The following is a 15,632-nucleotide window of genomic DNA, read 5'->3' on the forward strand; positions in this document are numbered from 1 at the left end:
GCCGCTTACACAGCCTGGCTTACGGTTTCCCCGGTTGTCAGGGCGTTGGCATAACTATGGTTGACGTCGCGGTGACCCACCTCGTCGGCACGCACGGCCACCACCACGTCACGCAGCCGGGCATCGGCGGGCAGGTTCCAGTATTCGATGGCCAGTGCCGGAGCGGGGACGTTTTCGACGCGGCCGGCATCGATCTCGGCCAGGTAGAGCGTGTAGCTGATCACGGCCTGCTCTTCGAAGTAGCCGACCAGGCGGTGCGCGGTGCGGGCCGACACCAGATACAGCAGAAAGTACGCCACGAAGAACACCGCTTGCACCAGCAGGATCACCACGCGCTCGAACCAGCTTGGCTTGGCGATCTGGATGAACGTCATCAGGTGCATCCGTTCGTTCTCGGCTTCGTCCAGCAGCGTGCGAATCCAGCCTTCATCGGCCACCATCCAGCGCAGGCAGCGCAGGTGGACCAGCATGCCACCCACCATGCCCGGCACCGCCGCCACGGTTTCCAGCACGATGGCGCGGTTGCCGTAGCGCTTGGCAAAGAAGGTATCGGCAAAGAAGCGCAGCGTCATCGTGATGGCCAGGGCGACGCGGTCTGAAAAGCCGGAGACGTTGTGATGGACGTCGAGATCTGCCGGCGTGTGGTTGGGGGCTTGCATGAGTGGCTCCGGGTAAGGTGAGCGTTGCGATTGCAGGAGGTTGATCCGTAGCGGTCCAGGAGAGCCGGCTGGCCGGGTCGTCTCTCTTAAACATGCATTCAAGATACATCTTTAAAGAATCTGCTACAAGGCGATTTGCTGCTGCGCAACAGCGGGCTGTGCGATAACCGGACAGGCGTGCTGGTGCCCGATGAAACGGCGGAAACCAAAAGAAAAGCGGGCAGCTGATGCTGCCCGCTTTACTGCTGTGCATTTCCGGCCGGTGCTGTCTTAAGCCATCGCCCTTTCCACTTCCTGCTGCTGGCGCAGTTCCTCGGTCGTCGTGCCCTTGCCGTCAGGTGCCCAGCCCGGAGGCATTGCCAGGTAGCCAATCGCGTTCACCAGGCTGTTCGACGCCATCATGTCCTTGCCCAGGCTGACCCAATGTTCGAACTGGTTGACGAGCGGGTTGTGCGTGGTGGTCGGGTGGACCAGACCGAAGCGGCACGGTTCGTCTTCACGTTCTTCCACGTAGGTGCCGAACAGGCGGTCGAAGATGATCAGCACGCCGCCGTAGTTGGCATCCAGGTAGTCCAGGTTCGAGGCGTGATGCACGCGGTGGGCCGACGGGGTGTTGAACACATATTCGAGCCAGCCCAGCTTGGGAATCCAGGTGGTATGCAGCCAGAACTGGTACAGCAGGTTAAGGCTCAGCGTGGCTAGTACGACTTCCGGACGAACACCCAGGAAAACCAGCGGTGCGAAGAAGATGGCGGTGCCCGTGATCTTGCCGGTCCAGCCCAGGCGGTACGCGGTGCCCAGCGTCAGCTCATTGGGCGAATGGTGTACCGCGTGGGTAGCCCAGAAGAAGCGGATGCGGTGCGACGCGCGGTGGTACCAGTAGTAGCAGAACTCCTGGCCGATGAAGAGCAGCAGCACCGCAAGCGCGCTGTTGATTTCGACCGTGAAGATCCGATGGTCCCAGGCGAACGCGAAGATCGGCGTGGCGAGCGACAGCGGCAGCAGCGCAAACAGCTTGCGGCCAACCATGTCGGCCAGCGACAGGCCCATTTCATGCCAGGGGTAGGTCTTGCCTTGCTGGCGCGCCTTGCGTGCCAGGAAGTAGGCCTCTACCAGCGATACGCCCACGATGAAGACCGTGGCAAGGAGTGCGATTTTGTGGAGGTTTTGCATGATCGTCCTGTCTGTTGAGCGGTGACGTTGTGCGTCGGTGAGCCAACTGTAGGGGGCGATCGGGCAGGGCGCCATGTGGCAATTATGTCGGCCCATGTCATGACCCGCAAAGCCAGTGCTGGCCTGGGTTTGCGGCCGATCAGGGAGAGTCCGGAGAGGGGGCGTGCGAGGTCGGTTTGTGCGTAGCATCGCGCACAATCAAGCGATGGCTGCTCATCGCACGCCGTGTGCCGCGAGTGGCATTTCTGTTCAGCTTGAGACCACCCGGTTTCTACCGCCGGACTTGGCGTCGTAGAGCCGCTTGTCCGCCAGCATCAGCAATGCATCCAGTTTTGCCGGACCGTCTGGCGCCAGTTCTGCCACCCCGAACGATGCCGTGAAGCTGATCGTTTCACTGCTTTGGGCATCGGCCGCAGGCTCGCAGCGCAAGGCACTCATGACCAGCCTGAGCTGCTCCGCCACGGCGGCTGTGTGATCCGCGCCGGCGCCTGGCAGCAGGACCGCGAACTCCTCTCCGCCCAGGCGCGCGGCAAGGTCGTTCTTGCGGATGTTCTTGCGCAGCGCATCGGACACGGCGCGCAGCACGACGTCGCCGCTTGCGTGCCCCCAGTGGTCGTTGATCTTCTTGAAATAGTCGATGTCGAGCATGATGACCGACATCGGCGGCGAATCCGCCGTGCGGTGCGCGCATTCCGCGGCGAAGCGCTCGGAAAAGGAGCGGCGATTCGCCAGGCCGGTCAGTGCGTCGGTCTCCGCCAGCGTCCGCAGTGCCTCGCCACGCTCCCGATAGTGCTGGAACAGGTTGCGCACCACGGCGAGTGTTGCCCACAACAGAACGATCAGCGCCGCGGCGCCCGCGCCGATGACGCCGCTGAGACGCGCCATGCTGGCCATCATCAGATCCCTGGTGGATACCTCGTCGACCAGGGCCAACTCCCCAAAGCCGATCTGGCGGAAGATGAGGTGGTGTCCATTGCCGTCGGTCAGTGTTCCCGCCTCGGTGGCGAATATCGATACCATCGTCTCGCGGGTCCAGTGGCCGGCCAGTGTGTCTTGCAGTGCTTCGCCACGATGCACATCGTCGGCACTTGCGCCGATGAGCCTGCCGGTACGGTCAATCAGGTAGCTCGCGTCATCAGGAAACGGCGCGTTGCGTAGCTGGCTATCGAGCGTATGACGCGGAATTTCCAGAATGACCATCGCGCGGAAATCGTTATCGAAATAAACCGGAACGCTCAGAAACAACGAAATATCCCCCGGCTCGCCGGTTGCCGGGGCGATGCGGTATCGAATGCGCCGTTCCGGATTGCGCGATGGGAGGCTGTCTTGAAAGTAGGGTGCGGCGGCGTCGCGCCGCAGCGTTGCCAGAGCGGCCTGCTCCGGCAAGGCGGGGTACGAAAGGAGCAAGCCGTTGCTGGAAACGTAGCGCACACGTCTTCGGATGTCCGCCGTCTGTGGCGTCGCACTCAGCAGATGACTCAACGCCCGGGCCACGGCGATATCGGACGGAAGATCGGATTTCCGGTGCGAGAAGCCATCGAGCCCCGCCAGCAGGTCGGGGGCGATGCGATACATCGGGGCCGCATCGTGCGCGGGAAGGCTCCACACCTGGGCGCCGGGTTGAGTACCCGGCTGGATACCTTCGGCATTGCGCGGGGCGGGCAATGCCTTCTGGTTCTGAAACAGATGCTCCGCGTAGTTGCGCAGGCTGAGTATCCGTTCCGATTCCAGGTGCACCAGCGCGTGGATGCTCTCGGCGCGCACGACCTGAATCTGCCGTAGGGACTGGATCTCCCGATCCTGCGCAAGCAGCAGGCCGCGCAGGAGAATCAGCAGCAGAAGGATGAACGCGAGGCCGAACGACGCCGCCACGAATCGGTACGGATGATTGGCGAGCGCGAGCCACACCCTGTTCCGGAGACCGCCGGGTGATGGATTCTGCGCGATGGGGATGGAGGATTCACCCATTTACCGTTTCAAAGTCCGTGGTGCGAATCAGGAGCAGGATAGGCCGATACGGGGCTTATCGTGCCGCAACACGTTCGACGGCCGGCATGTCTGCGAAAGAATTCAGATCGGCTTTGCAAAACTTCAATACGGATATCGCACATATGGATCGCCGCGATTCCTAGAATCAAATCCCGGACAATGGAGACGGCTTGCCCGCCGCTGCTGTGAAATCTGGCGCGGCGAACGATAGGACATATGGGTCAGCTTCTACGGCATCCATTGATACTGTTTGTCGTGCTGATGGTGCTGCTGGCCATTGCCACGGCAGTCGGCGCGTTGGTGCTTCGCCGCATCAAGCCACTCGCGGCTGACAGCCGTGATGACTTCAGCATCATCCAGGGCGCGACGCTGACACTGCTGGCGCTTTTGATCGGTTTTTCGCTGTCGATGGCGGTGGGGCGCTACGACCAGCGGAAGAATCTGGAAGAAGAGGAAGCCAACGCCATCGGCACGGAATACCTTCGGGCCGATTTCCTCGAATCCGGCGAATCGGACAGGGCAAAAGCGCTACTGGCCAGCTATCTGGCGCTACGCATCCGGTATTACCAGGCGACCAGTGACGCGGAGCTGCGCGATATCGAAGCATCGACGTCGCGCATCGAAGACGACATGTGGAAGCTCGTGCGGGACGCGGGACGCAAGGCACCCAGCCCCATCACGGCCCTGGCGGTGTCCGGGATGAACGATGTCATCAATGCGCAAGGCTATGCGGAAGCTGCGTGGCTGAATCGCATACCGGTGGCGGCCTGGGGGCTGATGGTGGGTATCGCGGTCTTCAGTAGCGTGATGCAGGGGTATGGCTCGCGGACGGAGCGGCCGAAGACGGGCCTGCTGCTGGTTATGCCTCTGACAGTGGCACTCTCGCTCGGGCTGATCGCCGATGTCGATAGTCCGCGAGGTGGCTTGATCCGCGTGGCGCCGCAAAACCTGCTGAATCTGCAGAGCGGTTTGAATCGCTGAAAAAATCGGGCCGTCCCATGAAGGAACGGCCGCTTTCATCGCGTCAGGCCAGCAGCCGCGCCAGAGTCGGCGGCAATCCTGCATTGGGCTTCTGCGGCGGTCGTGCGAAGCTGCCTTCGCGTGCACTGCCCGCGCGCAGCGCCACCAGCGATTCGCAATGCCGCACGGCGCTGCTGACGCCATCCACTACCGGTACCGGAATCTTTCCCTGCAGCGATCGCGCCAGGCCGGCCAGCGGCGCACCGGCCACGATGATGACATCGGCGCCATCCTCGCGCACGGCCTGCAGGCTCATTTCCTCTAGCCTGGCCGCATGATCCTGCTGAACGCTGCCGATATCGCGCAACGGCGACTGCAGCGAGCGGATGCTCGCCAGCCGCGAAGCCAGCCCGTTCGCCGCTACGCATTCGCGGTACCACGCCTCGATGCGATGCGAGATCGCGATGATCGAAAAGCGCTGCCCCAGCAGACAGGCGCTGGCCAGCGCCGCTTCGGTCATGCCGACGACGGGCACGTCGAACAGTTCCTTGAGGCCCGCGAGTCCGGGGTCGCCAAATGCGGCGACGATCAGCCCGTCGAAGCCGCCGGCGTGTTCGGCGGCGGCGCAGGCCGTGGCGTAACCGCCCACCAGGGCTTCGAAACGGGTCTCGATATAGGCCACGCCAAAGCTGGCGGTGGCCATCGTGATGCGGGTATCCAGCGAGGCCGTGCGCTGGGCCTCCGCATGAATCAGGTCGGTTACCGACTCACTGATGTTCGGATTGACGATCAGAAGGTTCATGGAATTCATCCGGTTCTTGGTCGGGCTATCAGAGTTCGGGTTGTCCCGCTTCCAGGAACTTGCCGCGACCGGCCGTGGGTTCCAGGTATTCGCCGTTGCGCACGATCATTTCGCCGCGCGAGAACGTGGTCATCGGCCAGCCGGTGACTTCGATACCTTCGTACGGCGTGTAGTCCACCGCGTGGTGCAGGTTGCTGTTGGCGATGCGCACCTTGCGCGATGGGTCCCACAGCACGATATCGGCATCGGCGCCCACCGCGATGGTGCCCTTGCGCGGATACAGGCCGTAGATCTTGGCGGGCCGGTACGACGTCAGTTCCACGAACTGGTGCAACGACAGCTTGCCGCGCTGCACACCGTCGAACAGCAGCGGCAGGCGCGTCTCGATGCCGGGTACGCCGTTGGGGATATGGTCGAACGGCTGCGCGGTGCCACCGAGCTTCTTGCCCTCGGGATCGTCGTAGTTGAACGGCGCATGGTCGGACGAAAACACGCTGAACACGCCATTGGCCAGCGCGCGCCATACGGCCGCCTGGTTCTCCGGATCGCGCGGCGGCGGGCTGCACACGCATTTGGCGCCTTCATAGCCGTCGTCGCCGGGCAGGCCCATGTCCTCGGCGGTCAGATACAGGTACTGCGGGCAGGTCTCGGCCAGGATCTTGAGGCCACGGCCCTGCGCCCAGCGGATCTGTTCGATGGCTTCCTTGCCCGATACGTGCACGATCAGGATCGGCACATCGACCAGTTCGGCAAACGAGATCGCGCGATGCGTGGCTTCGCGCTCGACCACGGCAGGGCGTGCCAGGCCGTGGAAGCGCGGCGCGATGCGGCCTTCGCCGGTCAGCTTGTCGGTCAGCCACGAGATGCAGTCGGCATTCTCGGCATGCACCATCACGAGGGCCTGGTTCTGGCGCGCGACGTCGAGCACCTCAAGCATCTCGCGGTCGGACAGTTTCAGGTCGTCATAGGTCATATAGACCTTGAACGAGCTGTAGCCCTGACGAATCAGCGACGGCAGTTCGTCTTGCAGCACCGTTGGCGTCGGGTCGGCCACGATCAGGTGGAACGCATAGTCGATCACGGCGCGGCCTTCGGCGCGGTGATGGTAGTCGGCCACGGCCGCCTTCAGCGAGGCGCCTTTTTCCTGCGCGGCGAACGGAATCACCGTGGTGGTGCCGCCGCACACGGCCGCGCGGGTACCGGTGAAGAAGTCGTCGGCCATGCGCATGCCGTCGGGCATGGGCTGGTCCAGGTGGCAGTGGCCGTCGACGCCGCCCGGCAGGGCCAGCAGGCCCGTGGCGTCAATTTCCTGGGGTGCGGCGGGCAGGCCGTGGCCGAGGGCCACGATCTTGCCGTGCCGAACACCGATGTCGCAGCGGAAGCGGTCGGAAGCGGTGACCACGTCGGCATTGCGGATCACGAGGTCAAGAATGTTGTCTGCAGGCATGGTCATCACTCTCCAGTACTTATCCGTTACTCGACTTCGCGGAACAGGCGGCCCCAGCCTTTCAGGGCGCTGGTATCGACGCCCGCCAGCCGCAGCGATTTCCATACGACCGTGGAAATCGTGTCGTACAGCGGAATGCCGGTTTCGGCTTCCAGCTCCTCGGCCAGATGCGCGGCGCGCAGGTTGGTGCAGAACGTGGTGATGGCCTGCACGTCGTCCTTTGCCAGTTCGCGCACCATCTTGCGGATGGTGTCTTCCTCGACCTCCGCGAAGCTGTAGTTCACATGCAGATCCAGATGGCGCTCGGCCGTGCAGTCGAAGCCGCTACGCTGGTAGTTGGCGATGATGCGCTGCTGTACGTCGTTCAGATAGGGCGTGGCCAGGCCGAAGCGGCGCGCGCCGGTCTTCTCCAGGATTTCGTTCAGTGCCAGCACCGAGGTGGTGGCCGGGATGCCGGTGGCCTCGGTGATCTGCTTGCACAGCGCCTGATCCTTGTCGAAGCCGAGCCATCCCGACGACGTGCCGTTCCACGCAATCACGTCGACGCGGGCGTCGGCCAGCAGGCGGGCCGCGGCCAGGATCTTTTCCAGGTCGAACTGGCCCAGCGCCTGGTCACGCAGCGAAATCTCGGTGACCGTGAAGCGCGAGAAATGCGCGCTGACGTTGGGCAGGCCGCTGACCATTGCGCTGGTAATCGGCTCCAGCGCAGTGTTGGAAGAAGGCGTCAGCATGCCAAGGCGAATCTGCTTGCTCATGGTTGTTTCTCAAGAGTTGTCGGGCACCGTCTCTGGCGCGGTGCCTCAAGTTGGTATGGGTATGGGTCTTACTGTTCGGGTTTGTCGTTGAAGGCAAGCTGGGTGCCCGGTACGCGCTGGCTGGTGCGCGCGAGTTCCAGTTCCTTCTTCAACGCGGCCTGACGCGCGGCGTCGGGCTTGACGGTATTGCCGGCCTGTAGCGCGGGCAGCACGTAGTCGTTGACCATCTGGCGGTACAGGTCCAGGTACTTCGCATCGCGCAGCCCGCCTTGCGTCGACATGATGCTATTCATGACGATGACCGCGTTCTGCTTCGGCAGCACCGTGATGAACTGGCCCTTGTAACCCATCGCGCTGAACTCGCGCTCCGACTTGACGATGTTGTTGACCCAGCAGTAGTAGCCGTAGTCTTTCGCCGGGCCGGACGGCGTGGTCATCTGCGCCACCCACGAGGCGGGCACGATCTGCTGCCCGTTCCAGCGGCCCTGGTTCAGCATCAGCATGCCAAGCCGCGCCATGTCGATCGAACGCAGGCGCAGGCCCCATCCGCCCGACACGGCACCCTTGCCGTCGGCGCCGTCCCAGCGGAAATGGGACATGCCCAGCGGTTGGAACAGGCGCTGCGCGGCGTACTGCTGCTCGGGCATGCCGGTGACCTGGCTGATCGTGGCGCCGACCAGCACCGGGTTCACGTCGATATAGTCGAACTCGGTGCCGGGCGTGGTGCGCACGCTGGCCGATGCGGCGACCTTGAGCCGGTCGGGCACGCCGTAGTAGAGCGTGTCGGTGCCTTCGACGAGCTTGTACGACAGCCCGCTCGACATCGACATCAGATGCCGCAACTGAATCTGCTGCTTGTCCGCGAGTGCCGGCGCCAGGTCGGGGCGTGCCGCCGCCAGGCGCGGCGCCGGGGCATCGGTGGCACTGAGCTTGCCGTCGCCGACCAGCGTGCCGACCAGCAGGGCGCTGATGAATTTGGTGACCGAGTACAGCTCGTGGTTGTAATCACGCGCCAGTCCGTCGCCATAGCGTTCGAACACGAGCTTGCCGTCCTTGATGACCAGCAGGCTGCGCACGTCGAGCTTGTCGCGGCGAATCCATTCGGACAGCGCGACGAGCCGCGTGGAGTCGACGCCGACGGCCTCGGGCTGCGCCGTGGGCAGACCATCCGCGGTGGCCGCCGTGGCCTGTAGGGCGCCAGCCGCGAGTACCACTGCCGCGGCGATCAACGTGAATCGTTTCATGGGGTGTCTCCTCCAGTCGATTTATCGTGATGCCGGCGCTCAGACCGGGAGCTTCTTTTCGTAGTCGATGGCCGTGGAGGCGAGCAGAAGGCCCACGCCGGCAGCGGCAAAGAACATCAGTGCCAGGAAGTACGAACCGGTGAACTGCACGATCATGCCGACGATGATCGGCACGCTGATGCCGCCGATATTGCCGCCCAGGTTCATCACGCCGCCCAGGAAACCGACCTTGTTGCGGGTGCCCAGGATCGACGGAATGCACCAGAACAGGCCGCACCAGCGCAGGAAGAACAGCGTGGACGACAGCAGTGCCACGACTACCACGGGGTTCGTCACGTAGGCGACGGAGAAGATCGAGATCGTTGCCACCACGGCGGCGATACCGAACAGCGTGCGCATGACGACGTTGGGACGTCCGCCGGCTTCCTTCCACTTGTCGGCAATCCAGCCGCCGATCAGTTCGCCAATAAATCCGCAGAAGAAGATGATGAAGCTTGCGCCGCCCATCGCCTTGATGTCGAAGCCATGCACCTTGTTCAGGTAGTTCGGCATCCAGGTCAGCAGGCCGTAGAACACGGTGTTGAAGCACATCCAGCCGATGGCCATGCACCAGACCGAGCGGTACTTGAAGAAGTCGAGTGAGCGGCCCGACAGGTTGGCGGGTTCGGCGCGATGCTCGTTGGCCTGGGCTTCCTCGATGTAGCGTGCTTCGATGTCATTGACACCGGCGTGTTCGCGCGGCGAATTGCGGATGTACCACCACGCCACGATACCGGCGATGACGGTGCCGACACCGGCCACGACGAAGGCCAGCCGCCACGAACCCAGCGCGGAGATCAGCCAGGTGATGATGATCGCGCCCAGCGCTGCGCCAAGCGGGGCGCCACCGTCGAGCAGCGTGGCACCGCGGCCGCGCTCGTTCTGCGTCATCCAGATGGCGTTCAGCTTGCCGCCGGCCGGGTAGATCGGCGCTTCGGCGGCGCCCAGGCCCAGGCGGGTCAGCAGCAGCGTCGTGGCGGAGGTGCACACGGCGGCCATCGCCTGGAAGGCGCCCCAGAACACGGTGGCGCAGGCAATCACGATGCGTGGCTTGTACTTGTCGGCCAGCATGCCGCCCGGCACCTGCATCAGAGCGTAGGTCCAGAAGAACGAACTGAGGATCAGGCCCTGCATGGTGGGGCTCAGGTCGAACTCCTTGGCGATCAGCGGCATCGCCACCGACAGCGACGCGCGGTCGATGTAGTTGATGGCGATGAGAAAGAGCATCATCAGGAAAATCTTCCAGCGGACGCTGCTGCGCGTGGCCGTTATCGTTGCGGCCTGACTTGTGGATGGCATGACGGGGGTCTCCTTAGCTCCTTGGTGCTGCGTTTTCGAGGCGGTTTCTGTTTGAGGTGTCGCGCAACTGGACGCAGTATAGGATACGTAATCTGTAATTACAACGCTGCTAAGTTATTGATTAATATAGTCATAGGGTAAGCACCAATTCGGTGTGATAGTCTTCGGGCTGGTGCAGATTCCCTATTCTGGTGATGTCCGTGACACAAGCGCTCCCCAAAACCGCCCGCCTCCGCACACTCGGCATGTCCGCCGAGATCGCGGCGCGTCTGCGCACGATGATCCAGGAGGGCGAACTCCCGCCGGGGGTGCGCATCGACGAGAAAGCGTTCTGCGATGCGTTCGACGTATCCAAGACGCCATTGCGAGAAGCGCTCAAGGTGCTGGTGGCCGAAGGGCTGGTATTGCATCGGCAGTACATCGGTTATCGCGTGGCGCCGCTGGACCTGGGCGAACTGCGCGAAACCTTTGAAACGCTGCATGGCCTGGAGGCTCACGCGGGCGAACTGGTGGCGCAGCGGCTCAATGACGCGGCGCTGGCAAGGATCGAGCGCAAGCATCAGGCGATGATCGACGCCCACGAGGCCGGCAAACGCACCGACTACTTCCGCATCAACCAGGAAATTCACCAGCTCATCATCGATAGCGCCGGCAACGCGGTGCTGTCGGGCATCTATGCCACGCTCATGAGCAAGGTCCACCGCGCGCGCGGCGCGGCCAACGCCGACATGCTGCGCTGGCAGGAATCGCACGAAGAACACGAATCCATCATGACCGCCCTGCGCGAGCCGGGCCGGCCGCGCCTGGCGGGTATCCTGCGCGACCACTCCGAGAACACCGCAAAGGAAGTGCTGCGCGTGGTGGAGCAGACGCTCGCGGAACCGGCGGCACGCGTGGCCAACGCGCGGCGGGGCAGGTAGGGCCGTACCGGGGCCGTCGCGCGATCCAGGCGGCCTGCGTTCTCCATCGCGGTGCCACGCCGCGTCACGACGATCCCTGGTTTCCACGACGCTGGTATTGAAGGCGGGCCTGCCACGCAGGTGCCGCCTTTTTGCTTTTCTGACGAGTCCGATTCCGTGGCGGATCTCATCCTTGCGGATGCCTGCGAGCCACGCTTGCGATCCTTTGCTTCCCATTGATAGCCCCATGTTCTAAAAAACCAGAATCCGGGGACGGTGCGGCGTGCTGTTCGCGTCGACAAAAACTCAACAACAGGGCATCAAGGGGGCGACAGATGAATCCGAATCCGAACAAGGCGCTGTGGGAGAAGGGCGATTTCACACGACTGGCGGCAACCATGCGCGAAAGTGGAGACAAGTTCGCGGAAAGCCTCGGCATCACCCCAGGCATGCGGGTGCTGGACCTGGGCTGCGGCGACGGTACTACCGCATTGCCGGAGGCAAAACGTGGGGCTGAGGTCCTGGGTGTCGATATCGCCAGCAATCTGGTGGCCGCCGGCAACCGGCGCGCGCAGGAAGCCGGCCTTGGCAATCTCCGTTTTCAGGAAGGGGATGCCTGCGCGCTGACCGGCCTGTCCGACCAGTCATTCGATCTCGTCGTGAGCATGTTCGGCGCCATGTTCGCCCCTAAGCCCGGTGACGTGGCCAAGGAGATGGTGCGCGTGACAAAGCCGGGCGGGCGCATTGTGATGGGTAACTGGATTCCGAATGATCCGACGCTCGTCGCCCAGGTGCTGAAGATCAGCATGTCCTATTCGCCACCGCCGCCGGAAGGGTTCATCAGTCCCATGCTGTGGGGCAACGAGGCGGCCGTGACCGAGCGATTTGGCGCAGCGGGCGTGCCGCCGGAAAATATCGGCTTTGCCAGGGAGACCTATGTCTTCCAGTATGCCGGCGCCCCTTCGGATTTCCTGGCGATCTTCCGCGACTACTACGGCCCAACCATGAACGCATTCGCCGCGGCCGAAGCGAATGGACGCCAGGCTGACTTGCAGCGGGAACTGGAAGCACTGTTCAGCGCACAGAACCAGAGCGGCAAGCCCGACGCCACTTCCATTCCCGCCACGTTCCTGCGGGTGACAGTGAAACGGCCCTGATTCAGGGACGAGCGCGGCGCTCGTGACTGTGCGCTAGTGCGTGGTGCGGCACGCGTCGGCGCGCCGCACCAGCGTCTGCAGCCCTGGGTTCATCGGCTTGAGCGCGGCCCGCTCGGCCGTCAGTGCCTGGGCCAGGCTGGAGCGGCCCGCACGCAACGCCGCTTCGATCAGTGTCAGGCTCAGGACATCGCGCTGTGCATGGCTGCCGCCAAAGCGGTGCGCGATCAGGCGGATCGGGAGCAGCAGGTCGATGGTGGCTGCGTAGTCGCCCTGTGCGAACGCAATCAACGCATCGGCCGCCGGCAGGCCCACGTCGCGCGACATCATCGCGTTGGTCGTGCTGCCCTGCGCCGCATGCCGCAGCGCGGCGCGCATTTCCAGGGCGGCCTCGGGCCTGCCGGCGCCAAGACTCGCCATGATGGCGTGCACATCATTGAACGCGTAGTAGCCAGCGGCACCTCGGCCCAGCCAGTCATCGGCCACGGCCTGCCAGCGGTTGCCCACGTCGACGCCACGCAGGTGCAGGCGCCACAGCAGCGCGGAAGCGTCGACCAGATCGAGCGCGACGGCCGGCGCGGGCCGGTTGATGTGGTCGTCATAGAGTGAGAGGACATCGTCGACGCGGTCTTCTTCGAGCTGGAACAGCGCCAGGTGCCACCAGTTGTGCACCGCCAGCATGTTGTCTTCGGACCAGTCCGCGCGATGGGCGTCGAGCCAGGCAATGCCGTCCGACAATCTGCCCTGCATTTCCATCACGTGCGCTACCGCATGCACGGCCCAGGGGTCACGTGGATTGCGCGCCACGGCCCGGCGTCCGGTTTCCTCCGCGCGGCCATACATCTGCATTTCCTCCAGGCCAAAGGCTTGCATGCCCAGCATGTAGCCGAAGCCCGGCATGCTGCTGTCCCAATGCGGCAGCGCGTGCGCGATGCGGTCGCGCAGCATCGATGACTGGCCCAGCAAGAAGTCGCCGATATGGGCCACCTGTATCGCCAGGAGGTCGCGCGGATATTCGATCACGATGTCGCCGTACATGCGCACGGCGCGGTCGAACTGTCCGTCCAGCCATGCACGTGCCGCGGCGATGTGACGGCGCTCGCGGTCGTTCGACTGTGCATGCCGCGCTTCGCCGGCTTCCACGCTGTGCCGTAGCAGCGGCTCCACGGTGCCATCGCCGGAGGTCACCATCAGACCCGCGCGCAATGCATGGCCCATCACAAAGCCGGGGTCGCTGTCGAGTGCGGCGTCGATGGCGGCAAGCGGGTCGCCATAGTAGCCATTCAACAGGTGCAGTGCCGCTTCATAGTGCTCGATCGAGCGCGCATGCGGCGTCGATACCGCGAGTCCTCGGGAATCCGTTCTGGCCATGACTGCCTCCGCACCGGCGCACATCGCCGGATCGTCAGCCACCATCGTAGCTGGCGGTAAGGCGGCCGCAACGGGACCATAGTCCCAGGTCTCGTGCGGCGCACGCGCGCGCACATACCGTGCATGGATGTCGACCGCAAGCCTCGTAAATGACAGTTGCAAAACGGAACACATTGTCAGATGCCCCGACGCTACAGTGGCCGTTCCCAAATTTGTGGGCTTTTCAGGAGGTAATCGAATGAAGCAACATCTGGCGAAATCCCTGTTGATGGCTGGCGCGCTGGTCGCGTCGTATCCGCTGCTTGCGCAGCAGATGGCCCCCGTCCAGCAACAGGCCCAGCCGATGCCCGCCACGCAGGCCGCGCCCGCCATGCAGCCAGCGCAGGCCGCTCCCTCAGGCTATGCCGCACCTGCCGCGCCGACGGCACCCGTCGACGTGGCGCAGCAACCCGCTGCCGCCAATCCCTACGCGAAAGGTTCGATGGAGACCGTGCAGATGGGAGTGCCGCCGGCACCCGGCGCCGCGACCGTAGCCCCCGCGCCGATGTCCGCGACAGCGGTGGACCCCGCCAGCATGAGCCTGCCGCCCGATGCGCTCGGCACGCGCCTGGGCCAGCGCAACCGCTTCCTCGACGGCGCCTGAGCGTTCGCGCATGCGCTGCACTAATGCTGTGCGGCGCATCGCGTTGAACGCGCCGCGCGTGGAAACGCCACGCGCGCGCGGCGAGAGCGCTCTTTCCTGCACAACGGTGACGATGCGCCCTTACCAGGCGACCGCGAAATAGTTACCTGGCGTCGCGCCAACGGCTACAGTGATTGAAGTCCCGGCGCGCCCAGGCGCCGCGGGCATGGTCTTTGCGCGACTAGGAACCGCCATGCAAGAGCTTGCCTTTCGCACTCTGCTGTATCGCTACTTTTTCTTCGACTGGCTGTTCAAGGATGTCAGTCGCGGTGACCTGATGGCGCGGGCGGCAGCCTGGCGTTTCAACCAGTCGCGCGCGCACTGGCTGCTGACCTATATGCGGCGCTGGCTCTGGTGCGGCTTGCTGCTGTATGGAATGGGGGGCGCGGTGGAGGTGCTGATGCGCGCTCCGGCGCTGTCCGCCATTTTCTACGTCCCCGGCGCGTTGAGTGTGCCGGTGAACATCGTGATCGGCGTGGTCTGGATCGGGCTCAAGGCGTGTCCCGGTCCCGCGAGGACCTAGCCCGACGTTTCAACCCTGCAACCACTGCGCACGAAATCCGCACGTGCGGATGCGGCCACGTGCCGTCAGTCGGCCTGCCACCGCCAGTGGCGCACAAATTGCATCGGCATGCGTTTGCCCATGCTCCCGAGCGAAGCCGCCGCGACACGCGCGCGAAATCGCTCCTCTTCGTCAGGCCTGGCGCGCACAGACGCCTGTCCGGTACCGCTCAGAAGCCACGAGCCACCGTCCGCAATATCCGGACGGCGTCCGATTCTCTACCTGTCGGAGGTTCACCATGACTCGATACATCGTACTCGCAAGCTTTACAGACCAGGGCATACGCAGTGTCAAGGACACCACAAAGCGCGCCGCGGCCGTTCGTGAAATGGCGCCGCAGTTCGGCGTGAAGGTGACCGATGTGTTCTGGACGCTAGGCAAATACGACGTGATCCTGACGCTCGAAGGACCGGACGACGCGGCCGTCACGGCCTTTGGTCTGACCATCGGTGCGCAGGGCAATGTTCATACGCAAACACTGCGGGCCTTCACCGAAGACGAAATGAAGGCGGTTATCGGCAAGATGCGCTGATCCGCGAGCCAGGCAGCCAGTGCGCCTACCCGCGGGTTGCGCATGGCTGCCCGTCACGCCAGCCC

General features: G+C 64.0%; 15 protein-coding genes. 6 read left to right on the plus strand and 9 right to left on the minus strand.

Annotation, left to right across the window (positions count from 1 at the left end; translation table 11 throughout):
• Positions 1-5: 5 nt before the first annotated feature.
• The 3 genes from AC3FLX_RS06640 to AC3FLX_RS06650 all read right to left on the minus strand — a co-directional run bounded on the left by AC3FLX_RS06640 (position 6) and on the right by AC3FLX_RS06650 (position 3,800).
• Positions 6-659 carry an alternative oxidase gene (locus AC3FLX_RS06640; RefSeq protein ID WP_488694978.1) on the minus strand — a complete coding sequence of 218 codons (654 nt, stop codon included), beginning with the start codon at positions 657-659 and terminating at the stop codon, positions 6-8.
• Between the two features lie 270 nt (positions 660-929).
• Positions 930-1,832 (minus strand): sterol desaturase family protein, encoded by a 903-nt coding sequence (locus AC3FLX_RS06645; protein ID WP_488694980.1) that lies wholly within the window; start codon positions 1,830-1,832, stop codon positions 930-932.
• 249 nt (positions 1,833-2,081) lie between these two features.
• Complete coding sequence (locus AC3FLX_RS06650) at positions 2,082-3,800, minus strand: diguanylate cyclase (RefSeq protein ID WP_488694981.1); 1,719 nt, start codon at positions 3,798-3,800, stop codon at positions 2,082-2,084.
• Between the two features lie 237 nt (positions 3,801-4,037).
• Between AC3FLX_RS06650 and AC3FLX_RS06655 the strand changes: the two genes are divergently transcribed.
• Positions 4,038-4,802 carry a bestrophin-like domain gene (locus AC3FLX_RS06655; protein ID WP_488694983.1) on the plus strand — a complete coding sequence of 255 codons (765 nt, stop codon included), beginning with the start codon at positions 4,038-4,040 and terminating at the stop codon, positions 4,800-4,802.
• A gap of 43 nt (positions 4,803-4,845) precedes the next feature.
• On the opposite strand, the gene AC3FLX_RS06660 is transcribed toward AC3FLX_RS06655, so the two are convergent.
• From AC3FLX_RS06660 to AC3FLX_RS06680, 5 genes are all read right to left on the minus strand, one after another.
• Positions 4,846-5,583, minus strand: coding sequence for an aspartate/glutamate racemase family protein (locus tag AC3FLX_RS06660; RefSeq protein WP_488694985.1), 738 nt, complete (start codon positions 5,581-5,583; stop codon positions 4,846-4,848).
• 28 nt (positions 5,584-5,611) lie between these two features.
• A complete protein-coding gene (hydA, locus tag AC3FLX_RS06665; RefSeq protein ID WP_488695591.1) occupies positions 5,612-7,030 on the minus strand; it encodes a dihydropyrimidinase in 1,419 nt (472 codons plus the stop codon).
• Between the two features lie 26 nt (positions 7,031-7,056).
• Complete coding sequence (locus AC3FLX_RS06670) at positions 7,057-7,785, minus strand: maleate cis-trans isomerase family protein (RefSeq protein ID WP_488694987.1); 729 nt, start codon at positions 7,783-7,785, stop codon at positions 7,057-7,059.
• Positions 7,786-7,853: 68 nt separating this feature from the next.
• Positions 7,854-9,029: a serine hydrolase domain-containing protein gene (locus AC3FLX_RS06675; protein ID WP_488694989.1), complete on the minus strand. Its 1,176-nt coding sequence runs from the start codon at positions 9,027-9,029 to the stop codon at positions 7,854-7,856.
• A 39-nt stretch (positions 9,030-9,068) separates the two neighbouring features.
• Positions 9,069-10,367, minus strand: coding sequence for an MFS transporter (locus AC3FLX_RS06680; protein ID WP_488694991.1), 1,299 nt, complete (start codon positions 10,365-10,367; stop codon positions 9,069-9,071).
• 194 nt (positions 10,368-10,561) lie between these two features.
• Between AC3FLX_RS06680 and AC3FLX_RS06685 the strand changes: the two genes are divergently transcribed.
• On the plus strand, positions 10,562-11,287 hold the full coding sequence (locus AC3FLX_RS06685) for a GntR family transcriptional regulator (RefSeq protein WP_488694993.1): 726 nt from the start codon (positions 10,562-10,564) through the stop codon (positions 11,285-11,287).
• Positions 11,288-11,601: 314 nt separating this feature from the next.
• Positions 11,602-12,423, plus strand: coding sequence for a class I SAM-dependent methyltransferase (locus tag AC3FLX_RS06690; protein WP_488694994.1), 822 nt, complete (start codon positions 11,602-11,604; stop codon positions 12,421-12,423).
• A gap of 33 nt (positions 12,424-12,456) precedes the next feature.
• Here the strand turns inward: AC3FLX_RS06690 and AC3FLX_RS06695 are convergent, their stop codons facing one another.
• Positions 12,457-13,791: a tetratricopeptide repeat protein gene (locus AC3FLX_RS06695; protein WP_488694996.1), complete on the minus strand. Its 1,335-nt coding sequence runs from the start codon at positions 13,789-13,791 to the stop codon at positions 12,457-12,459.
• Between the two features lie 238 nt (positions 13,792-14,029).
• Here AC3FLX_RS06695 and AC3FLX_RS06700 point away from each other — a divergent pair, with 238 nt between their 5' ends.
• The 3 genes from AC3FLX_RS06700 to AC3FLX_RS06710 all read left to right on the plus strand — a co-directional run bounded on the left by AC3FLX_RS06700 (position 14,030) and on the right by AC3FLX_RS06710 (position 15,567).
• Positions 14,030-14,434: a hypothetical protein gene (locus AC3FLX_RS06700; RefSeq protein ID WP_488694998.1), complete on the plus strand. Its 405-nt coding sequence runs from the start codon at positions 14,030-14,032 to the stop codon at positions 14,432-14,434.
• Positions 14,435-14,666: 232 nt separating this feature from the next.
• On the plus strand, positions 14,667-14,996 hold the full coding sequence (locus AC3FLX_RS06705) for a hypothetical protein (RefSeq protein WP_488695000.1): 330 nt from the start codon (positions 14,667-14,669) through the stop codon (positions 14,994-14,996).
• 277 nt (positions 14,997-15,273) lie between these two features.
• A complete protein-coding gene (locus tag AC3FLX_RS06710; protein WP_488695001.1) occupies positions 15,274-15,567 on the plus strand; it encodes a GYD domain-containing protein in 294 nt (97 codons plus the stop codon).
• Positions 15,568-15,632: the final 65 nt, after the last annotated feature.

This window comes from Cupriavidus sp. 291-E7, assembly GCF_057798835.1.

Coding starts and splice junctions, on each gene's coding strand:
- AC3FLX_RS06700 (WP_488694998.1), top strand. CDS start 14,030: ATGAAGCAACATCTGGCGAAATCCCTGTTGATGGCTGGCGCGCTGGTC.
- hydA (WP_488695591.1), bottom strand. CDS start 7,030: ATGCCTGCAGACAACATTCTTGACCTCGTGATCCGCAATGCCGACGTG.
- AC3FLX_RS06645 (WP_488694980.1), bottom strand. CDS start 1,832: ATGCAAAACCTCCACAAAATCGCACTCCTTGCCACGGTCTTCATCGTG.
- AC3FLX_RS06710 (WP_488695001.1), top strand. CDS start 15,274: ATGACTCGATACATCGTACTCGCAAGCTTTACAGACCAGGGCATACGC.
- AC3FLX_RS06685 (WP_488694993.1), top strand. CDS start 10,562: ATGTCCGTGACACAAGCGCTCCCCAAAACCGCCCGCCTCCGCACACTC.
- AC3FLX_RS06670 (WP_488694987.1), bottom strand. CDS start 7,785: ATGAGCAAGCAGATTCGCCTTGGCATGCTGACGCCTTCTTCCAACACT.
- AC3FLX_RS06650 (WP_488694981.1), bottom strand. CDS start 3,800: ATGGGTGAATCCTCCATCCCCATCGCGCAGAATCCATCACCCGGCGGT.
- AC3FLX_RS06695 (WP_488694996.1), bottom strand. CDS start 13,791: ATGGCCAGAACGGATTCCCGAGGACTCGCGGTATCGACGCCGCATGCG.
- AC3FLX_RS06690 (WP_488694994.1), top strand. CDS start 11,602: ATGAATCCGAATCCGAACAAGGCGCTGTGGGAGAAGGGCGATTTCACA.
- AC3FLX_RS06660 (WP_488694985.1), bottom strand. CDS start 5,583: ATGAACCTTCTGATCGTCAATCCGAACATCAGTGAGTCGGTAACCGAC.
- AC3FLX_RS06705 (WP_488695000.1), top strand. CDS start 14,667: ATGCAAGAGCTTGCCTTTCGCACTCTGCTGTATCGCTACTTTTTCTTC.
- AC3FLX_RS06640 (WP_488694978.1), bottom strand. CDS start 659: ATGCAAGCCCCCAACCACACGCCGGCAGATCTCGACGTCCATCACAAC.
- AC3FLX_RS06680 (WP_488694991.1), bottom strand. CDS start 10,367: ATGCCATCCACAAGTCAGGCCGCAACGATAACGGCCACGCGCAGCAGC.
- AC3FLX_RS06675 (WP_488694989.1), bottom strand. CDS start 9,029: ATGAAACGATTCACGTTGATCGCCGCGGCAGTGGTACTCGCGGCTGGC.
- AC3FLX_RS06655 (WP_488694983.1), top strand. CDS start 4,038: ATGGGTCAGCTTCTACGGCATCCATTGATACTGTTTGTCGTGCTGATG.